This window comes from Kocuria subflava (assembly GCF_012163155.1).
GTDB classification, from domain to species: Bacteria; Actinomycetota; Actinomycetes; order Actinomycetales; family Micrococcaceae; genus Kocuria; species Kocuria subflava.
In genome coordinates this window covers 1-20,978 of the sequence record NZ_JAAVUN010000012.1, presented here as the reverse complement: position 1 = coordinate 20,978, position 20,978 = coordinate 1, and the positions used below count along the sequence as shown (strand labels likewise).

Sequence of the window (20,978 nt, the reverse complement as noted above, 5' to 3'; positions counted from 1 at the left end):
CGGTCCTCCTCGGCGCAGGTGCCAGACGGCAGTGCGGGTCTCATCCAGGTAGTCGCGTGCCATGGCTGTCAGGGATCGGTTGCTCACAGGGAACCACCCATCCACGCCAGGGGCCGGTACTGGCCTGCGCATTCGTCACGGAAAGCACGCGCGCTGAGCAGATTGCCATCGGCCAGCAAACCCATGTACTTGTCGTACCGGTCCACCACGTCCTTGGTGTCACCGTCCATGACCACGTGGCCGTCGTCGATCCACACCACCCGCGTGCACAGGTTGCGGATCTCGCTCATGGAGTGGGAGACGAACATGACGCAGCCCGCGTTCTTGCGGATCTCCTGCATGCGGGCCTGACCGCGGGCCTGGAACTGGGCGTCGCCGGTGCTCAAGGCCTCGTCCAGGATCAACACGTGAGGGTTCGTGGCGGTGGCCACCGCGAAGCGCAGGCGCGCGGCCATTCCGGAGGAGTAGGCCTTCATGGGCCAGTACAGCGCCTTGCCCAGGGCCGCGATCTCCACGAGTTCATCGAATACCTCGTCCACTTCACCCGGCGTCATACCTTGGGCCAGGCACCCGAGCCGAATGTTGCGATCACCCGACAGCGCCGGGACCAAGGCCACGTTGACTCCCAACTTGGCGGGTCGATCCACCGCCCAGACCCGACCGTTGGTGGGGTTCATCTGCCCGGCCACGATGTTCATCAAGGTCGACTTGCCTGACCCGTTGCGCCCGATGAAGCCCACGAACTCGCCTTGTTCGATCAGCAGCCGCACGCCCGTGAGCGCATGGTTCTTCACGATCGGTGGTCGACCGAGTGCTCGGCGGGCCAGGCGACGGGCACCGTGGACCTGGTCCTCTTCCTCCGAGCCCGTGCTGGTCACCGTGTAAACCATGGAAACGTCGTCGATCACCACGGCGGGGCGGATCGCCGCTGCCTGAGGTTGGCCGGAGTGCCGGTCTCCGGGCCGTGGACGCGGGGTCTCCGGGGTGGAGGCCTTGGGGTCTTCGAAGAGTGAGTCAGCGGCGTTCATTGGCATAGCTCTCCTCGTTGCGCCAAAAGGCGATGAGTCCCAACAGCCAGACCCCACCGGCCCAGACCACCAGCAGGGACCACTGCTCCATCGACGGCAAGGTGTCGTAGAGCATCACACCGCGCGTCATCTGCAGGATCTGATAGAGCGGGTTGAGGTGGAACAGCGCCAGGATCGTGGCATTGTCCGTGAAACGGGAGGGTTCATAGAACAGTCCCGAGGAATACATCCATAGGCGTGTGACCACCGCCATGATGTTGCCGACGTCCGGGATCTTGTGCACCAGCGGGGCGAACAGCATGCCCAGGCCCCAGTTGAAAACGGTTTGGAGCAGGAAGATGGGGATCACCAGCAACCAGTGCAGACCGACCCTTTCGGACGGTGGAACCACCAGCACCAGCGCAAACATGGCGGCAAGGACGTACAACTGGCTCAGTGCCTGACGCACGTTGATCGCCAGCGGCAGGGCCGCCCGTGGAAAGGAGAAGCCACGGATCAGGTTCTGGCCGTTGGCGATCGATCGCGCCCCCGCCACGAAAGACCGGGTGGTGTAGAAGAACATCATGAAGCCGATGATGATGAACCCGGTGAAGTTCTCGATCCCCCTGTTGGTCTGCAGCAGCAGCCCGAAGATCAGGTAGAACGTGAACCCGAACAGGATTGGGTTGAGCACCAACCACACCTTGCCCAACACGGTGTGGTCCTGGCTCACGGCCAGGCGCACGCGGGCGTCATAGATCACGAAATGCCGAGCACCCCACAAGCTGACCAAATAGTCCAGAAGGGGTGGGCGTGCGCCGACGGGTTTGAGGTCGGAGGAGTCGAAGGCCACCCGCCCGGGGGCGTCACCGATCACGGTCTGAGGTCCTGCACTCCAGGGGGCGTCTTGGGCGGTGGAACGCGAGCCCCCGCGCGAGGAGGACCGCGTGGTGCGCTCAGATTCGTCACCATGCCGTGCACTCACGCTGTTCTCCTAGGTGTCGTCCCCGAAATGGCGTCCGTTGATGTGGCACGAGTGAGCCGCAGGTACTGGGCGAGGGTGCCCGCAGCCACAGCCGACCAGGTTCGATGCTCCAGGACCGCCTTCCGGCCAGCTTGACCGAGTCTAAGCGCCAGCCCCCTATCCGCCCACAATTTCATGATTGCGTCGGCCAGCGCACCAGGGTTCTCGGCGGGCACCAGCAGTCCCGTCACCCGATCCTGGACCGACTCGGCGATCGCGGGTAAATCCGATGCGATCACGGGCACCGCACTGGCACTGGCTTCCACGATCTTCAGCGGAGTCACGGCACGGGTCACGGCGCGATCCCTGCGCGGAACCACAAAGACATCCAGCGCCCGTTGCCACTGGCGGGCCTCCGACCTGGACACTCGGCCCACGAATGCCACACGCTGGGCCACCCCGAGCCCGCGGGCCAGTTCCTGCAAACCGGGCCGCGCGCTGCCTTCGCCCACAATCACCGCGGTGATCCCGGGCGGTAGATCAACCATGGCCCGAATCAGATCGTCCAGGCCTTCGTAGTCCACCACGCTGGTGACGGAGCCGACCAGGAAGGATTCGCCACTGATCCCCCACCGGTCGAGATCGAGCCGGGCGCGAACCCCGGCCACCGTCTCCGGTTCGGGTTCGTAGTCCGCACCCACGGCGTTGGGCACCAGACGGACGCTGCCGGAGTCCACTGCACCTTGGGTGATCTCCTGGATCCGGTTGGCCATGGCACCACCCAAAGCGGCGACGTCGTCGGCTTGGCGAGCCGCCTCCGCCTCCCGTGAGGTGAAGCAGCGGTAGCGTTCCGAAGAAGCTGCCACGGCCGGGCGCCGTGAAGCCCAGGTGTCGGCCAACTGTCCACGGACCTCGTAGACCCACGGGATGCCGAGCACCTCAGCCACCTCGCGTACCACCAGAGCGTTGACGAAATGCGTGGTGGTGTGCAGCACGGCCGGTCGGGTCAGGAGGCACAGCGCCAGCAGGTCGCGGGCGAACAGTTCCAGCCGACCCGTGGCGGTAGTGGGAAGCGTGGGCGGATTGATGCGGTGGTATGTCACGCCGTCGATCACGTCGTAGACCGCCGCGCCCAGCTTGCCCACCTGAACCGGATATCCGGGGCGGGTCACCGCGTGAACACGCCACCCCTGTTTCGCCTGGGCGCTCAGCAACGAATGCGATCGCAGTGCGTATCCGCTGGAGGTGTGCGGAACGGAGTTGGTCAGCACATGAACAACGGTTTGCTCCCGGGGCCGGTAGGTGGTCGTCACCATTGGCAGGTCCTCGCCCAAGAGCCCGGCCAACCTGGGGCGCGCGCCGTGAAACTGGGCGCGTTCATCGACCAGGCGCTCCAATTGCCGGCGTTCCCCGGCAGTGGCGCGCCCCGTGAGCCATGCCCGCTGCAGTTCGACGACGGCGGAGCTCATCTCCCCCAGGTACCAGTCACGGCGAGCCCTGGTACCGGCTGCCCCGCGCAACTTCTGTGGGACCTGGCTGGTCAGACGAAAGGCGTGGTCCACGGAGTCCACCGCCAGCGCCACCTCGGCCAGCCGTCGCAGACCACGCCGCTGGCGAGCGGTACGCGGCTGAACCCGGGACGCGGCATCGAACAGGTCTTCCAACTGCTGCTCACGCCCCGTGATGTGAAGTCCCACGGCCCCGATCGCCGGGGTCCAAGCGGTGGTGCGGCTCAGCGGGCGGGCTATGCGTTGTGCCACGGGGGTGGGCAGGCGCCGCGAGACCTGCAGGGCGAATACCACGGGGTCCGTTCCCGTGTGCTCCCACACGGTTGAGAGGACCAGTCGCAGATGCGCGCCCCAAGGGATTCTCCCGTGATGATCAGCCACGGGTAGGGTCCCTTCGCTCGGCGAACTCGGGGATTGCGCCTTGAGCAGGTGGCGCGTGGTCAGCCTGCGTAGCCCCTGCAGCCACTGTCGCCCCGGCAGCCCCTGTAGCCCCGGCGGCCTCGGCAGGCTTTGCAGTCGACGCGCTTGGCGCAACACGGGACAGCAACCCGCGCAACAGCGCGTCATACTGCCCGGCCAGATCTTTGTAGTCGGCGTGGTTGGCAACCCACAGTCGTCCGGAGTCCTTGACGTCCAGAAGGGTGCGGTCTGCAGCCAGTTGCCGCCACACCCTGGCAATGTCCTCGGCGGTGCCGTTGGCAATGTGGCCGGCCCCCGAGTCTTCGAGCACCCGTGCCGCCTCTCCCTTGACCACACCGGTGACATGGCGGCCAACGGCCAGGACCTCGTAGGTCTTGGAGGGGATCGTCGCCTCAAAGGACTTCCAGTCGTCGCGTAGCGAGATCACCAAGGAGTCGGCCTGCTCGTACAAGGCGAAGACGTCCTTGCGGAACACAGGGTCCAGGAATCGGACCGGCACCCCGGTGCGGGCGGCGTGGGCCACAAGGGAAGCCTTCTGGGACCCTTGCCCCACCATCGTCAGGTGCATGCTGCTGCCCACCAGACCCGCCGCGTCGATCAACCGCTCCAGGCGCTGGCTTTCGCCGTGGTTGCCCAGGTACAAAACCTCAAGGTGAGCACGTGGCGGGACCGGTGGCAGCAGTGGTGTGCGCGACAGTTGCACCCCGTTGCGCACGGTGACCACGCTCCCCACACCGCGCTCCCGGAGGGTCTCGGCAAACCCTTCGGTCACGGTGACCACCGTGTCGGCCTGGTTCTGGACAAACTCCACAGCCCGGTTGATCACCTTTTGGGCCAGGCCCAGCGCCACCCCGGAGTCGGTGACAAGGTTCGGCCACGCGTCACGCATCTCCACCACCAGGGGCACCCGCCACAGCTTGGCCGCACACCATCCCGCGGCAAGCAGGGGCAGCGACGGTGCGGTGACGACGACGACGTCTGGGCGCGGCGTCGTGACTGCTCGCAGTCCGCTGCCTGTAGCGGTGAACACTTGGTCCACCAGCTTGCTGAATCGGTCATCGCCTCCGGTGAGGTACGGCACCCGTCGAATCCGTTCCCCGAGGGGCCCGAGCTGGGTTCCCCACACCCGACCGCGAGTGCTGCGGGTGTAGTCGGGACCGTGGCTGTAGTGGGCCACGGGTGTCACCACCGTGACCTGCCAGCCTCGGGTGCGCAGGTGGCGGATCAGGGACTGCCAGCGCCGTTGCGGAGGGGAATGCTCTGGCCAGTAGGAGTGGGTGAGGAGGAGGACATTCATGGGGGTGGTCCTGGGTGACTCGGGCAGACCCGTGGGGGCAGAGGATCTGCTCGGCGAGTCCTAGAGGCCGCTCCCGTCATCATCGCTGTGCTGGGCGTAGTAGTCATCCAACGTGCCGTCGTCGATGGCTTCACCCACTTGCTGCATGGCCTCCTGATCGGCAATCACGATGGACTGTCCGTCTGCGGAGGTACCCACACCGTTGGTGGGAACCGTGAACATGTGGATGTCCGAGTTGGTGGTGCCCACCAGATCCGGGACGAGTCCTCGGATGTACCCGGAGTCCATGCCCTCGGACACCGTGAGGTAAGGGGAGATGGTTTCCACGACGTCGGAGATCTTGCCGGGATTGGCCAACGTGGACGGCTCCAAGAACCGGTCAAGCACGGCCCGGATGTAGGCCCGCTGATTCTCCACGCGGGTGTAGTCGCTGTCCGTGAATGCGTGGCGTTCGCGCACGAAGGTCAGCGCCGTGGCCCCGTCCATGGTGGTGGGCCCTGCGGTGAACTGCGTGCCGTCATCGGCGGTGAAGGATTCGGGGACATCAACGGTGACCCCGTCCAGTGCATCGGTCATGCCTTCGAACCCGGCGAAGTCCACGGCCATCACCTCATCGATGTGCGTCCCGAACAGACCCTCAAGGGTCTCGACCATCAGCGGCATCCCGCCGTTCTGGTAGGCGGCATTGATCTTGGCCTCGCCGACTCCGGGGATGTCCACCCAGGTGTCGCGCATGATGGACATCACGTACACCTCGCCGCCGTCAGCGGGGATGTTCAGCAGCATGATGGAGTCCGCGCGTTCGCCCTCTCGGCCACCTTCCCCACCGCCTTCGGGCCGGGCATCCGATCCGAGCAGAAGGATCGTGGTGCCTTCGGTGTCTTCGGGCCGGTCTCCTTCCGGAAAGGCGGAGGCGGAAGGCACGGCCGTGACGTTGTCGTCGTAGCTACGGCTCAGGGAGTTGACGTAGATGAAGATCGCTGCCACCACGCCGATCACGACCACCAAGAAAAAGATCAAGAACCCCAGCAGGACCTTCCGCCCGGTGCGCTTGGGGCGTTCGTTGCGGGTGTCATCCGCCGCGTTCTGCGATGAGTCGCCGAACAGATCATCTTGGATGTCGCGGGCCATGGGCACGTCCTCCGGTTCGTGGGACAGTGTGGGTGGGGATTAGGTGAGGTCACCCTAACCCACGGCAGGAGACAGTGTCGGCCAAGTGGTGGACACCTTCCTGCTCAGCGGTGATTGTTCCATCATATGGGTCTGGTCGAAATCACTGACACGCTGCCGGGCTCGATCGTGGTGTGGATGACGCTGTCACCCTCTGCCACCCCGCTGACCTCGCTCTGGATGTCCGGAGGCATCAGCGGCAGGCCGTAACCGTCCACCGACGGCGCGCCGTCGGGTACCGCAGTTATCGCCCCGCGCACATCCAGCGCCACCCCGTCGGCATCCTCGGTTGTGGGACTTTCGGCCGATGGGTGACCGTCGAACAACGTGGTCTCCGGGTAGTTGTCGCGAAGATCGGATCCGCCGAAGGTGGTTTGCCGCGCCCCGGCGACCCCGTGCGGAAGATTCAACGTGACAGCTTGGGCCTGGGCCTGCTCGGGGTCACGGAAGTCCACCAGGATCACCGAGGTGGAACCGTCGTCGTGAGCGATCGCGTAGGTCACAACATCGCGAGCCTGCGCGCCGGGACCCGATTCCCCGCCGTCGGCCGGCGTGACCGTGGTGTTGCGGAACTCACCGGTGGGTAGTGAGCCCACCACCGCCAACGCCAGTCCGTTGGTCCGTGGAACAAGAGCATCGCCCGGGTTCTGAACGGTCCCTGAGGCGCAGATCACCGACATCGGCGGTCCGCCCTTGCACGGCAGCAAGGACGAGTGAAAGTCCACCCGGTCCACCCCGAGCAACTGGGCGCGCAGTACGTAGTCCGCCGTGTAGAGCCCGGCCGCAAGCGTTTCGGTCAGTTCATTGGACCCGGAACAGGAGGAGGCCGAGGTCTCCGTGACCCACGTGTCCATCTGAGCCCGGTCGGCCAACTCCACCGCCCGGCCCAGCAAGGTGTCCACTCGATCGCGGGTCTGCTGGGACACGGTGTTCTCGATGGTCGGCTCACTGCCCGACTGGAAACCCGTGTCATCCGGATCGCCGCACTCGGACAGCGGATACTGGTGCACCGCCAGGACCGTGTCCCTGACACCGGCCTCCGTCACCGTGCGCCACCATTCGGCGTCATAGGCACCGGGACCCACGATCGTCGTTTCCGGGACCTCGGCCCGGATGGCCTGGACGTAGGAACGCCACTGACTGCGGAACTGATCGGTGTCCCAGTCAGCGTCCTTGATGCTCAGGGGATTGTCCTCACCCAAGGCGTAACCGTTGGGTTCATTACCGATCATCACACCCACCAGACGGTCTCCCAGGGCCGTGTGGGCGTGACCGACCATGGATGCGGCACGTTCGGGATCGCCGTCGGCCAGATTGACGCTGAGGATCACATGAGCGTCGGTGGCCTGTGCCAGTTCCGCCAGGCGGGCAAGGTCCTCCGGGGTCACCGTGGTGATGCGCTCGCCGGAGCGTAGGGGCCAATCCTGGGGAGCAGTTTCCTGGGAGTCGGTGAAGAAGAGTCGCCGGTCCACCGAATTGCCACCGAACCGTAGTGTCGGCTGGTCCAGTTGCTTCAGGATGCGCACCAGGTCCGGGTTCTCGGCGCTGAGCCGATCATCGGCAAGATCGGTGGCCTCGAAGGATATTCCCGCGCCTGCAGCCGTGTACTGGGTGCCCGTGCCGGCACCGCCGATCCCAACCGTCAGTGCGTCGTCGTCAACCGACCCCGTGGTTGAGGCGGTGGCCGTTGCGGGATCGCGTTGCTCGGCGATCCAGGCCATGGGGTCATCAGGGGGCGGGCTCAACGGCCACGGATCCCCGGGCTGCGGGGATGCAGGCTCCTGGGGCTGTTCGGAGCCGCAGCCGACCAGCAGGAGCAGCGTAACCAAGCCGAGAGCCGTGCCGGCCCGGACCCTGCGGGAGACGGGTGCGTGCGATCGGACGGGCGTTGCGGGCAAGAGACGGCGCGTTGGTGTGGACAGATGTGGGGGGTGCATCACATGCAGCCTAGCGGGACAGGCGGGAGAGCCGGCCCGTTGTCGCCGATCCTGGCACGAACGCGGCGGTGGTCACCGCAGAATCGCAGTTACCACCGCCGTGGTGGGAGCAAGCCCCCCGTTCGTCGTGTGGCCACCCGGGGTGGGTCCGAAACCCTTGCCCTGGGTGGCGGGAACGGATCAGTTGGAGGGCTTGCCGAAGTTCTTGAAGCGAGCGTTGAAGCGCTCCACGCGGCCGGCGGAGTCCATGATCCGCTGCTTGCCGGTGTAGAACGGGTGAGACTCGGAGGAGATCTCAACCTCGATCAACGGGTACTCGTTGCCGTCCTCCCACTGCTCGGTCTTGGCCGAGGTGGCGGTGGAGCGGGTCAGGAAAGTCTTGCCGGATGCCAGATCGCGGAACAGAACCGGGTGGTAATCCGGGTGGATGTCGTTCTTCATGAGCGTGAATTCCTTGGCTCTTGGGTGACTGGATTCTGCCAGGCACGATGACGCTGGGTTGCGGGTGTCACGGAGGACACCAGCCGAAAAGTCTACACCAGGGGTCTCCGGGGACTCAGGGGTCCGCGCACGGCGCGGGCAAGATCACAAAAACATCACGTCAAAGCCTGCGATCTGCGGGTTCATTTCGTAAGGTGGTCTGGGTCAGTTGACTTTGCATCATCTGACAGGACTTCCCCCGGTCCCAGTTCCCCCCAGTTCCCAAGGATGCATCTCCCCATGCCATTGCCTTCTCGGTTCCCCCACGCCCTCTTACGCCCCAGCGCCGCCCTGAGTTTGACCGTGGCACTGGTGGCAGCACCTCTGATCGGTGCCACCGCAGCCACGGCCACAGAAGGTGGTGCACCGGACGGCGTCGTCGAATCCCCCGCACCGAATGCCCTGGACGGTAAGCTCACGGAAGAGCGCGAGTCCGATGCCATTGCGGCCGTCACGGCCGAGGCCACCGATGTTCAGGGGCCCACCTCCCCGGATGAGCTCCCCCAGGACACGGACCGCCTGATGGTCAAGTTCCACGAACCCGCCACGGACGATTCCCTCAAGGAGGACGTGGTGGCCGAAGCCGCTGACTCCGCTGGTGTGGCCCAGGAAGCCGGGCTGAGTGAGTCGGAAACCCCGGAAACCATCAACACCCTGGATGACGGCACTGACGTCATGGCCTTCCAGGACACCCTGGATCCACAGGCCCAGGAGGAGCTGATCACGGAGCTGGAAGCGGACCCGCGTGTGGACTACGCCGAACCGGACCGCCTGGCCCTGGCTGCTGCCACCAATGACCCCCTGTTGAACCTGCAGTACAACGTGCTGGGCCGCAACGTTCCTGCCGCATGGTCCGGGGCCACGGGGCGCGGCCAGGTGATTGCCGTGGTGGACACCGGAATCTCCAGCCACCCGGACATCAACGGCAAAGTGGTCCAGGGCCGTGACATGACCACCAACTACGGCGGCACGTTCGCCATTGACGGTGACGGCCGTGACTCCGATCCCACCGATCCAGGCGACCGGTACGAGATCTCCGGATGCAATGCCACCTGGCACGGCACACACGTGGCAGGCATTGCCGCAGCCAACACCAACAACGCTCAAGGTGTGGCAGGCGTGGCACGCGATGCCCGCATCATGCCCGTTCGAGTCCTGGGCTCCTGCACCTACGGTTACGAATCAGACATCGTGGCCGGGGTCCGCTGGGCCGCCGGTGCCACGATCGACGGTGTCACTGCGCCCACGCCCGCCACGGTCATCAACATGTCCCTGAATCTGCTGGGCGCATGCAGCACCACCATGCAGTCCGCGATTGACTACGCCTACAACCGCAACGTTCCCGTGGTGGTTTCTGCAGGCAACGCCAACCGGGACGCAGCCAACTACCCGCCGGCCAACTGCGCACGCACCATTGTGGTGGGTGCAGCAGATCAGAACGGGGCACGGGCTTCCTACTCTAACTGGGGGCCTTCCGTTGACGTCCTGGCACCGGGTGGCACCCAGACTGCGCCCATTGTTTCCACCATGAACTCCGGTACCCGCACCTACGGCACGCCCATGTACGGCTACAAGTACGGGACCTCCATGGCCGCCCCCTTTGTGGCAGGCACCGTGGCCATGATGAAGGAGGCCAACCCGTCCCTGAGCGTGGATCAGATCGAGCGCACGCTGAAGACCACCTCCACCGGACAACTCGGCGTTCTGCAGGTGGCACCGAATCGGGCGGTGGCCTCCGTGGCTGCCTCCGGCGCCCCGTTTGCTGACGTGTCAGCCAACAATCAGTTCGCCCGGGAAATCACGTGGGTCCGTGACAACCGCTACCTCAACGGCTGGCCGGATGGCACCTTCCGCCCGCTGAACAAGATCGACCGGGACGCCATGGCCGCCGTGGCCTACCGTGTCTCCGGTTCACCGGCCTTCACTCCCCCGGCGCGTTCCCCCTACACGGACATCTCCACCTCACACCCGTTCTACAAGGAGATCACCTGGGCCCGGAGTGCGGGCATCATGCAGGGCTGGTCCGATGGCACGTTCCGCCCCAACAACAACGTGACCCGGGATGCCACCTCTGCGATCTTCTACCGCTTGGCAGGGTCCCCGGCCTACACGGCACCGGTGAACTCCCGGTTCTCTGACGTGCGGCCCGGGCAGCAGTTCTACCGGGAGATCCACTGGCTGGCAGACCGCGGCGTCACCACCGGGTGGGCTGACGGCACGTTCCGTCCGTTGAACACCACTAACCGGGACGCCATGGCGGCGTTCATCTACCGCTCCTACCGGTAAGGGCCGCGTCTGTCAGGGAAATGACCCGCTGCGCTCACCGCAGCGGGTCATTTCCCTGACAATCGCATGACTACGACGACGACGCCGCGGGTCATCTCCCGCTCATGGCCGCGTCTCCCAGAACGCCACGGCTGAGGCCGCAGCCACGTTCAGCGAATCCACGCCGTGGGACATGGGGATCTTCACCGTCACATCCGCGTGATGGATGGTGGCCTCCCCCAGGCCGTTGCCTTCCGTGCCCAGGATTAACGCCAGCTTCTCCCCGGAGCCACGGACTCGAGCACCCAGTTGGTCCAAGGTCAAGGAGTCATCCTTCAGGGCCATGGCGGCGGTCAGGAACCCGGCGTCCTTGACGGTCTGCAGATCCGCTGTCCAGTGCTCCAACCGCACCCACGGGACCTGGAACACGGTGCCCATGGACACCCGGATGGCCCGCCGGTACAGAGGATCCGCACAGCGCGGGGTCACCAACACTGCATCCACGTCCAGGGCGGCCGCCGATCGGAAGATCGCGCCCACGTTGATGTGGTGTCCGGCTACGATCGGCTGCAAGGAAACCGCGCCTGACCAGGAACAACGGCATAAGCGCTTATCGCATGAGCAATTGGATAGATCATACCGATAGCGACGACTCTGGCTTTTGTATCGCAGTGAGTGAGGATGCCGAAGCGCCGAACTGCGATGAGATCGAGACGGCTCCGGCACTTGTCCAGGTGGCGTGCTGACGGGGATGCGGGCGGTCCTGCAATGTAGGTTGGAACGTCGGACACACCGAGCGAGGTGGTGGTTTCGCCGAACGGTGCCACACTGCGAGATCGCCGAGCATTCGAGGAAGGAGGGGCATTGATGATCAGCAGCCCGTTCAACACGAGCGCGTCCAACTTCGGCAACGCGGCGATGCAGACGGCCGACGTCCCGTGGGACACTCCTGTGAAGATGCGGCTGGGAGCCGACGGGCCCGGTGAGACCGGCGCGTACATCGAGGTCAGCACCACTCGTGGATCCGCCAAGCGGATCCCGATCGACGAGGCACGCTTGTCCGAGTGCCGGCAAGAGCAGGACGGTGCGGCCGGGATCGCGCTGTGCCAGCAACTCGTCGACGACCTGGCCGCGCGGATCAAGACGGCCGTGGCCGAGGCGGTGCGCGGTTGAACGGCCAGGCCGAGATGCTCGAACATGCCGCACCCCTACGTGCCTGGCTGAATGCGCAGATTGTGGCGCGTGAGCGGCTGTGCCGCCAGCGCCCTTCGTGCTGCCCTCAGTCCCTAGACTCTTCATCCCCCGAGGCAAGTCCGCGGAACCGCTCGAAGAATCTGGAGAGCGCTTCGATGACCCGCTTCTTCTTGTCGCCGTGGTTGGACTCGCGGTTGAACCGTGACACTGGCGGCAAGATGCGGGTGATCTCAGTTCCCGCCGTGCGCAGCTGTCCGTCCCGGAACGCCTCATCCACGAACGACTGCGTCTCCTCCAGCTTGAGCTTGTGCGCTTCGATGAGCTCCTGAAGCTCAGCCTCGCGCTTCGCGGAGATATACGACTGCCACTGCTCATCGACCGCGCCCTGCAGCGACACCGACTCGACGAAGTCCTCGACGAGGTCGCGCTTGCTTCGCAGGGTCGGGCTCGCATCGACAGCGCGCGTGATCTCGGCACGGACTTCCTTGTCGTCGCCGTCGCCCTTCTCGGCGCGGAGCTTCTCGACGAGCATAAGGATGTAGTCGACGTTGATCTCGACCTGTTTGACGAGCTCGATTTCGAACACGACGTCGTCGTTGATGACTTCTCTGTCGCTGTCGCGGTCGCGCGTGTACTCGTCGCGGAGCCGCAGGTAGATGCTGGTGTAGTCCTGCCGCTGTCGCTCGGTGAGTGGATCGTTGCCGTCGAAGTCGTCGAACGATGTGAGGATGTTCTGCAGCCGCAGGATCGCGCCGAACAGCTGGATGAAGTCCTTCTGCGCCTGCTCCCCCACGATCTGCTGCCCGATCGGGAAGTGCGTGAGCAGCTCCGTGACCTTGTCGACGTACTCGCCGTAGTAGTCGCCGTACGGTTTCAGCAGGACGACGCCGCGGGCATCCTTGTTGCCGAACAGCTCCAACGCGGCGTTGGTCTCCTCCTCGAGATCGCGGAAGGCGACGATGTTGCCATAGGTCTTCACCGAGTTGAGGATGCGGTTCGTGCGCGAGTACGCCTGGATCAGTCCGTGGGCGCGCAGGTTCTTGTCGACGAACAGCGTGTTCAGCGTCGTCGCGTCGAAGCCGGTGAGGAACATGTTCACCACGATGACCAGGTCGATCTCGCGGTTCTTCATCCGCTGCGACAGGTCCTTGTAGTAGTTCTGGAACCGGTCGGCGCTCGTGTCGTAGCTGGTCCCGAACATGTCGTTGTAGTCCTGGATCGCGTCCTCCAGGAACGAGCGCGTGTCACGGTCGAGCGCATCGGTGTCGAACGCTTCATCATCGAGGATGCCGTCGGCTTCGGCCTCGTTCGCACCGTAGCTGAAGATCAAGCCGACCTTCAGCCGCTTGTCCGGTGGCAGCTCCTCCATCTGCAGTTGGAACTGGTTGTAGTAACGGCGCGCGGCGTCGATCGACGCGGTAGCGAACAGCGCGTTGAATCCGCGAACTCGTTTCCGCTCCTTGAGTGCCTCCGCCTGACGCCGGCCCCGCACCGAGTCGGCGACGTTCGTCACGACTGCGTGTTCGTAGCTGGATGAGCGCTTCGTTTTCTGATCGAAGTGCTCCAGGGTGTATGCCACGACGTCCCGGATCCGACGAACGTCAAGAAGCGCTCGCTCACGGTCGATCGCTGACACCTGTGAGTCGTCGGGGTTCCCGACCTTGATGGTGTTGATGTAGTCGATCCGGAACGGCAACACGTTCTTGTCTGTGATGGCGTCGACGATCGTGTACGTGTGCAACTTATCGCCGAACGCCTGCTCGGTCGTGCGCAGCTGAGGGTTCCCGCCGCTGCCGGCGTTCGCGGCGAAGATCGGCGTGCCGGTGAACCCGAACAGGTTGTACCGCTTGAAGGCGCGTGTGATGTCGGTGTGCATGTCGCCGAACTGCGACCGGTGGCACTCATCGAAGATGATCACCGCGTGGCCCGAGAACACCTCGTGGCCCTTGTTCGCCTTGATGAACGTCGACAGCTTCTGGATCGTCGTGATGATGATCCGCGCGCCGGGGTCCTCGAGCTGCTTCTTCAGGATCGCCGTCGAAGCGTTCGAATTCGCCGCGCCCTTCTCGAACCGGTCGTACTCACGCATCGTCTGGTAGTCGAGGTCCTTGCGGTCGACGACGAACAGCACCTTGTCGACACTCGGCATCTTTGATGCGAGCTGCGCTGCCTTGAACGATGTGAGCGTCTTGCCCGATCCGGTCGTGTGCCAGACGTACCCTCCAGCCTTGACGGTGCCGAGCGTCTTGGAGTTCGTCGAGATCTGGATCTTCTGCAGGATCCGCTCCGTGGCGACGATCTGGTACGGCCGCATCACCAGCAGGTCCCGATCCGCGGTGAGCACGCAGTATTTCGTCAGGATGTTCAACAGCGAGTGCTTCGCGAAGAACGTCTTCACGAACGCCGTCAGCTCGGTGATCGGCTTGTTGCTGGCATCGGCCCACCAGGAGGTGAACTCGAACGAGTTGCTGGACTTCTTCGACCTGCTCGCTCCCGCCTGCTTCTGGCTGTCCTTGAGGTGTTTCGCTCGGGTGCTGTTGGAGTAGTACTTCGTGAGCGTGCCGTTGCTGATCACAAACAACTGCACGTACTCGAACAGACCCGAGCTGGCCCAGAAACTGTCGCGCTGGTACCGGTTGATCTGGTTGAAGGCCTCCCGGATATCCACGCCGCGACGCTTCAACTCGATGTGCACCATCGGCAGCCCGTTGACGAGCACGGTCACGTCGTAGCGGTTGGCGTACTTCGCACCACCGTCGCCGGCGTCACCGTCGCCGCGGCCGATCTCGTACTGGTTGATGACCTGCAGCTGATTGTTGTGGATGTTCGTCTTGTCGATCAGCGCGATGTTCTTCGTCGTCCCGTCATCGCGCCTGAGGATCTGAACGTGATCCTCCTGCACACGCACCGTCTTCTCGATGATGCCGTCGTTGGCACCTGCGACCTTCGTCGTGAAGAACTGCTCCCACTCGGCATCCGAAAAGGTCATCTTGTTGACCTTCTCGAGCTGCACGCGAAGGTTCGCGACCAACTCCGCGTCGGAGGTGATCGGCAGGTAGTCGTATGCCTGCTCCTGAAGGAGTCGGATCATCTCCTTTTCGAGCGCGGACTCCGTCTGATACGCATCGGCCTGCGACAGGTCGTGAACATACTCAGCGACAACCGTGCTCTCCGACGAGACAGCAATCGGATCGTACGTACGCGCCGGTGCATCGCTCACGACGCAGCCGCCCATCTGAACGCCTTCAGAAACTCTTGAAACTCGCTCCTAAAAGCATCCTTGTACTCTTCGGCCACCTCGAAGGTATCGATGTCAGCGAATCGGTCATGACTGTAAAGATTAAGCACCTTCGTCACCAAAGCGGCATCTGGCCCGGTCAGCAGGTCGCCCCACCCGCCCGTATGCCCAAGAAAATTGGCTGTCTTCTCAAGCAGTGCTCTGAACTGATTGAAATGAACACGCGCGATCGAATCTTCTGATATCGCCTCTTTAATTTCTTTGATTATTCCGAGATGGTAACTGAAGGGCGAATCCTTTGACTGCTTCGACAGCATCCATCCAGCGACTGGATCCCGCGAAAGAATATACGCACTGTTACTCTTTCGACGAAGCGAGTTGAATAGTACGTTAAAGAAGAGAGCGTGGTGGGTGGCGATAATAAATCTCAAGTCCAATTCTGAGGCCCTTTTGATGAGCGCCGACAACGCGAGAGCCACGGATACGATTCGCACGTCATCCATGGATGATACCGGGTCGTCTATGACGGCCAGCGTTAGCAGATCGTAGTTATCCGTGGAACGCATGTCAGGACTGTCGCGAAGTGTCTCAATGGCTTCGCTCAAAACAGCATAATAGACGCTCCAAATAAATATGCTCTCCTCGGCGCGAGATATCTTGATGCCGTCCGTAGAACTATCATCCCCCTTGTGAATACCAAAGTTGACCTCTCCACTCTCGAGATCAATCCTTGGTTCAATTCTGCCGCTCGTGAAATCTTGAAAGTTATCGACGATTGCACTGTCGAGGCCCTGGGTAACGATAGTTTCCAATAGCTCAGACTCTGGGTTCATTTTGAGCACGACTCGGTCGTTGTCCCAGGTGAACACGTCCTCCACGAAGGAGTTATAGAGAACCACGCTCTCCGGGGCGCGCTCTTTTAGATGCTGAGCTAGCCGAGTCTTACCGATCGTGTTCGGCGCGTAGATCAGGGCAGTGCGCGACTCGGCTAGGCCGTTCAGCACCTCGTCAGCCAAGCCCGCGACCGTTAAATGCACGCCCGCCATCTATATAGCCTCCTTGAAAGACAGTAGATGGTCGCGATAGTACTCGTACTGCTTGCGACGTGCCGTGAGTTCGGCTGGGAGACCGATGCTGATGTCGTTGACTAGAGCGTCGAGCTTGTCGAGCACTTCTCCATCACGACGCTGGTCATCGACCGGGACGTACTGAGCTTCGACTTGCTTGACGCGTCCAACAGCGAGCCCAGGCTGCGCAGACTTCGTCTTGTACTGATTGAGGTCCATTTCGGTGAGCTTGTGGAACGCCCAAGACATGTCGACCGCCACCTTCGGGGTCACAACGACCGCGTGCTCGGTCGCATAGGTCTTGCCCTCGGCACGGTGCACGTTGCCGCAGAGCGCCCCTTGGCGGCCAACGAAGATAACGCTCTCGTCGTAGTTGTACGAGCTCACATATCCGCGAAGGCCGTTCCCGCCATAGCAAGGGTACGGTTTCTCTTCGGTCGGCTCATCAGAAATCTCTGCCGCCTTGATGTGCGTGCCAGCGCGCATCTCGAAGATCTCCCCCAACGGAATCATTCGGCCACTCGCGGCATCACCACCACTCAGCAATTCTCGCCGATAGTGCGCGTACTGGGCGCGCCGAGCTTCCAGCTCCGCTTCCAGCTCCGCTTCCAGCTGGGTGAACTTATCCAATACTCGCACAATCTCGCGCTGCACCTCGAGAGGCGGCACGGGGATCCGGATCTTCTCCAACGAAGCACCAGACACGCGGCGCACCTTCGTCCCAGAGATGAAGCGCCGTTTCTGATATTGAAATGACGATGACTGGAAGAAATACGCCATGTACTTCGGATCAAGCTCGTGGCGATAGATGTAGGCGTCGCCACCGAGGACGACATCAGAGTCCCCGAGCCATGCCGTCGCCTTCGCGACCGCATCGTCATCCTCGCTCGTTGTAGCGATCAGCAGGTCGCCAGGCTGCGCATGACGAAGCTTCGCTGCGATCACTGGATCGGTGAAAGACTTCGTCTCAGTCGCGTAGACACCGTAGAAGGTGTGGATCTGCCCATAGTGAACAGCGGGGACACCTTCTTCACGAAGGTCGGCCTTCTGAAGGCCGCTCCCACGAATAAACTTCCCGGCCCCACCGAGAGTCTTGTGCTCCACCCCGTCCGGGCACAACTCCTGAATTAGGTCATCGATGCGGCTCATGCGAAGAAGTCCTCGTCGATCTCGACGACCCTATAGGTCTCTTTCACTTGCACGCCGACGCCGTACCGGATCATGAGGCTGGTGAGGCGCTTGCCGTCGATCAGGATGATGCGGGTCGGCACATTCTCGGCGTAGGTACGTGCGCCGTCCGAGAAGCGGCTGGTCGTGATGAAGACGCCGCTGTCGGCTTTGCCGCTGAGTGCTCCAACGAACGCCTGGAGGTCGGGGCGTCCGACAGTGTTGCCGTCTTGGTAACGCTTGGCCTGGACGTAGACGCGGTTGAGGCCGAGGATGTCCTGGTCGATGACACCGTCTATGCCTCCGTCGTTGGTGAGCTGGGTGACGCTGCCGGCCCCGGTGGTGCCGCCGTAGCCCATTGACAGCAGGAGATCGACAACCGCCTGCTCGAACAAGCCTGGTTCTTTGTCCTGCAGCCGAGTGAGCAGCTCGACCGCGATCTCATCGTGGATTCGCTCGACGCCGCTCTGCACCTGCTCGGTAGGAGTCATCGACGACTCTTCGGTCGGAGCGGTCGTTGCAGACTCGCTCGTCTTGCGGGTCGTGGTCGCCACGTACTCGCGGATCGGCGAGCTGGGATCTGCACCGAGCGCCTTGATGTCACGTTCCTTGGCACCATTCGGAAACAGCTCGATGAGCTGCTTGCCGGCATCAGTGATCTGGTAGTGACCACGCTTCGGACGCCTGAGCGCGCCGACGTTCGTCAAGAACGAGACGCCCCAGCCGATGCGGTTCTCATACTTGAGCGCGCTCCCGGACGGAAGCATCTCCTTCCTCTGTTCATCGGTGAGCTGCGCCTGATCAGCTACGAGAGGCTGAAACTCGCGCCAGTGGCGAATGATGCCATCGCTCATCACCTTGAGCGTCGGGATCATGAAGCCTTCCCAGTTGGGCATGTCCGTCATGACCGCGCGCCCTCCAGATCCGCCACGATCTCGTCGATCGCCGAGCGGAGCTCAGCCTGGCGCGCCACGATGCGCGCGATCTCGGCGTTCAGCTCCGTAATGTCGACTTCCTCGCGAGTGTCCTCGGCCTCGACGTACGACGACACCGCGATGTTGTAGTCATTCGCGGCGATGTCCTCGTTGCCCACGATGGTGGCGAAGTGGTCCTGGGGCTCGCGCGTTGTGAATGCGTCGAGGATCCTCGTTCGGTGCTCTTCGAGCAGCTTGTTCTTGTTGCCGAGGCGTTTGAACTCGGCCGATGCGTCGATAAACAGCACGTCACTGGTCTTCTTCGACTTCTTCAGCACGAGGATGCAGGTCGCGATCGTCGTGCCGAAGAAGAGGTCCGTCGGCAGCTGGATGACCGCGTCGACGTAGTTGTTGTCGATCAGGTACTGGCGGATCTTCTTCTCCGCACCGCCGCGATACAGCACTCCGGGAAACTGGACAATCGCCGCAGTGCCGTTGACCGCCAGCCAGCTGAGCATGTGCATCGTGAAGGCGAGATCCGCCTTCGACTTTGGCGCGAGCACTCCTGCCGGTGCGAACCGCTCGTCGTTGATAAGCAGTGCGTCGTCGTCTCCTTTCCATCTGGTCGAGTAAGGCGGGTTGGAGACGATCGCCTCGAACGGCTCGTCGTCCCAATGCTCCGGTTCGATCAGGGTGTCGCCGTGGGCGAGGTTGAAGTCGGCGTAGTTGACGTCGTGCAGGAACATGTTGATCCGCGCAAGGTTGTACGTGGTCAGATTGATCTCCTGACCGTAGAACCCCTTACGGACGTTGTTCTTGCCGAGCACCTTGTCGAACTTCAGCAGCAGCGATCCGGAGCCGACCGCTGGGTCGTAGACCTTGTTGACCTGCTTCTTGCCGACCACCGTGATGCGCGCCAGCAGTTCGGAGACCTCCTGCGGCGTGTAGTACTCACCGCCGGACTTGCCGGCGTTGGCCGCGTACATCTGCATCAGGTACTCGTAGGCATCGCCGAACAGGTCGATCGAATTGTCTTCCCACCGCCCCAACGGCAGATCACCGATCGCGTCGAGCAACTTCGCCAGCTTCTGGTTGCGCTTGGCAACCGTCGAGCCGAGCTTGTTGCTGTTGACATCCAGGTCGTCGAACAGCCCCTTGATGTCTTCCTCACTGTCCGAACCCAGCGCCGACGCCTCGATGTTCTTGAAGACCCGCTCGAGCGTCTCGTTGAGGTTCTCATCCCGCGCCGCACGCTTGCGAACGTTAGCGAACAGGTCGGACGGCAGGATGAAGAAGCCCTTCTCGGCGACGACCTCGTCGCGCGCGAAGTCCGCCTGCGAGTCCGGCATCTGCGCGTAGTCGAACGACGCGTCACCAGCCTCGTGCTCGCCCTTGTTGATGTAGGCCGTCAGGTTCTCGGAGATGAACCGGTAGAAGAGCATGCCCAGCACGTAGGTCTTGAAGTCCCACCCATCGACGCTGCCGCGAAGATCGTTCGCGATCCGCCAGATGGTCTTGTGAAGCTCAGCACGCTGCGCCTCTTTGGTGGTCGGTGCCATAGGTTTGTCTCCTCCGCGCCACTGCGCAATCACGGTGCTGGGTTGTTCGTTCACAGGCTATCGGCGGCCACTGACGCTCGGGGCTCCAGCAGCATCAGCGCGTCGCGTAGAACGCCACGGCTGCTGATGCCGTCACGTTCAACGAGTCGACTCCGCCCATCATCGGTATCGTGACCCGGCGATCGAGTAGAGCATCAGTTTCCCGCGTGATGCCGTGGCCTTCGGTGCCGAACACGAGAGCGAGCTTCTCGTGATCCTCGGCCACCAGCTCGTCGAGGGTAATCGCGCCTTCCCCCAACGTCATGCCGGCCAGGACATAGCCAGCCGCCTTAAGCTCCGCAATGCCCTCTGTCCAATCGGGGATCCGTGTCCACGGCACTTGGAAAACCGTGCCCATCGAGACCCGTACCGAGCGCCGGTACAGCGGGTCAGCGCAGGTCGGAGACACCAGCACCGCATCAAGGCCCAAGGCGGCTGCATTACGGAAGGCGCTGCCGACGTTGGTATGGTCAACGAGCCCCTCCAGCACCGCGATCCGACTGCGTCTGCGAGGCTCGGCGGCGGGTTCCGGATGGGCTAGTTTGGGACCACACACGTTGGTGTGATCAACAATGTCCTCAATGATCGCCACCCGCCGGGCATCCGCCACCACGGACTCCAGGGCCAACGGGGCGGGCCGGTGCATGGCGGCCAGAGCACCGCGGTGCAGATGGAACCCGGTGAATCTCCTATGTATGTCAAGCAGCCGCCGCAGGTGTGATCGTGGCGTTGAGTTGCCTGTAGATCTGACG

The 20,978-nt window shown here is 63.2% G+C and carries 15 protein-coding genes and 1 pseudogene; 2 read left to right on the top strand and 14 right to left on the bottom strand.

Annotated features, from left to right (window positions below; all coding sequences use genetic code 11):
- Positions 1–83: 83 nt before the first annotated feature.
- The 7 genes from GTW58_RS07415 to GTW58_RS07385 form a co-directional block, all read right to left on the bottom strand.
- Positions 84–1,028: an ABC transporter ATP-binding protein gene (locus GTW58_RS07415; protein WP_232818016.1), complete on the bottom strand. Its 945-nt coding sequence runs from the start codon at positions 1,026–1,028 to the stop codon at positions 84–86.
- Entirely contained in the window at positions 1,015–1,992 is a 978-nt protein-coding gene (locus GTW58_RS07410) for an ABC transporter permease (RefSeq protein WP_232818015.1), read from the bottom strand. The genes GTW58_RS07415 and GTW58_RS07410 overlap by 14 nt, the downstream gene beginning before the upstream one ends.
- Positions 1,989–3,860, bottom strand: coding sequence for a glycosyltransferase family 4 protein (locus GTW58_RS07405; RefSeq protein ID WP_198673425.1), 1,872 nt, complete (start codon positions 3,858–3,860; stop codon positions 1,989–1,991). Before GTW58_RS07405 ends, GTW58_RS07410 begins: the two co-directional genes overlap by 4 nt.
- Positions 3,853–5,196, bottom strand: a complete 1,344-nt coding sequence (locus GTW58_RS07400) for a glycosyltransferase family 4 protein (RefSeq protein ID WP_198673424.1) — start codon at positions 5,194–5,196, stop codon at positions 3,853–3,855. Before GTW58_RS07400 ends, GTW58_RS07405 begins: the two co-directional genes overlap by 8 nt.
- Positions 5,197–5,256: 60 nt before the next feature.
- Positions 5,257–6,327, bottom strand: coding sequence for an LCP family protein (locus GTW58_RS07395; RefSeq protein WP_119932775.1), 1,071 nt, complete (start codon positions 6,325–6,327; stop codon positions 5,257–5,259).
- 122 nt (positions 6,328–6,449) lie between these two features.
- Positions 6,450–8,195 (bottom strand): hypothetical protein, encoded by a 1,746-nt coding sequence (locus tag GTW58_RS07390; protein WP_157980473.1) that lies wholly within the window; start codon positions 8,193–8,195, stop codon positions 6,450–6,452.
- A gap of 288 nt (positions 8,196–8,483) precedes the next feature.
- A complete protein-coding gene (locus tag GTW58_RS07385) occupies positions 8,484–8,744 on the bottom strand; it encodes a type B 50S ribosomal protein L31 (RefSeq protein WP_047688018.1) in 261 nt (86 codons plus the stop codon).
- Positions 8,745–9,023: 279 nt separating this feature from the next.
- Between GTW58_RS07385 and GTW58_RS07380 the strand changes: the two genes are divergently transcribed.
- Entirely contained in the window at positions 9,024–11,069 is a 2,046-nt protein-coding gene (locus GTW58_RS07380) for a S8 family serine peptidase (protein ID WP_168023490.1), read from the top strand.
- Between the two features lie 102 nt (positions 11,070–11,171).
- Here the strand turns inward: GTW58_RS07380 and GTW58_RS07375 are convergent.
- A pseudogene (locus GTW58_RS07375) lies at positions 11,172–11,597 on the bottom strand (TrmH family RNA methyltransferase); the annotation flags it as partial.
- Between the two features lie 318 nt (positions 11,598–11,915).
- Here GTW58_RS07375 and GTW58_RS07370 point away from each other — a divergent pair.
- Positions 11,916–12,221: a hypothetical protein gene (locus GTW58_RS07370; RefSeq protein WP_119932771.1), complete on the top strand. Its 306-nt coding sequence runs from the start codon at positions 11,916–11,918 to the stop codon at positions 12,219–12,221.
- Positions 12,222–12,327: 106 nt separating this feature from the next.
- Here GTW58_RS07370 and GTW58_RS07365 read toward each other — a convergent pair whose 3' ends face one another.
- The 6 genes from GTW58_RS07365 to GTW58_RS07340 form a co-directional block, all read right to left on the bottom strand.
- Entirely contained in the window at positions 12,328–15,462 is a 3,135-nt protein-coding gene (locus GTW58_RS07365; protein ID WP_119932823.1) for a type I restriction endonuclease subunit R, read from the bottom strand.
- Positions 15,459–16,526, bottom strand: a complete 1,068-nt coding sequence (locus GTW58_RS07360; RefSeq protein WP_119932770.1) for an ATP-binding protein — start codon at positions 16,524–16,526, stop codon at positions 15,459–15,461. The genes GTW58_RS07365 and GTW58_RS07360 overlap by 4 nt, the downstream gene beginning before the upstream one ends.
- Positions 16,527–17,696 (bottom strand): restriction endonuclease subunit S, encoded by a 1,170-nt coding sequence (locus GTW58_RS07355; RefSeq protein ID WP_119932769.1) that lies wholly within the window; start codon positions 17,694–17,696, stop codon positions 16,527–16,529.
- The gene (locus GTW58_RS07350) at positions 17,693–18,619 is read right to left on the bottom strand and encodes a restriction endonuclease (RefSeq protein ID WP_168023489.1); all 927 of its coding nucleotides are present in this window, start codon (positions 18,617–18,619) and stop codon (positions 17,693–17,695) included. The genes GTW58_RS07355 and GTW58_RS07350 overlap by 4 nt, the downstream gene beginning before the upstream one ends.
- Entirely contained in the window at positions 18,616–20,187 is a 1,572-nt protein-coding gene (locus GTW58_RS07345; protein WP_119932767.1) for a type I restriction-modification system subunit M, read from the bottom strand. Before GTW58_RS07345 ends, GTW58_RS07350 begins: the two co-directional genes overlap by 4 nt.
- Positions 20,188–20,281: 94 nt before the next feature.
- Positions 20,282–20,978: TrmH family RNA methyltransferase (locus GTW58_RS07340; RefSeq protein WP_245195123.1), on the bottom strand; the 697-nt coding region annotated here is incomplete at its 5' end.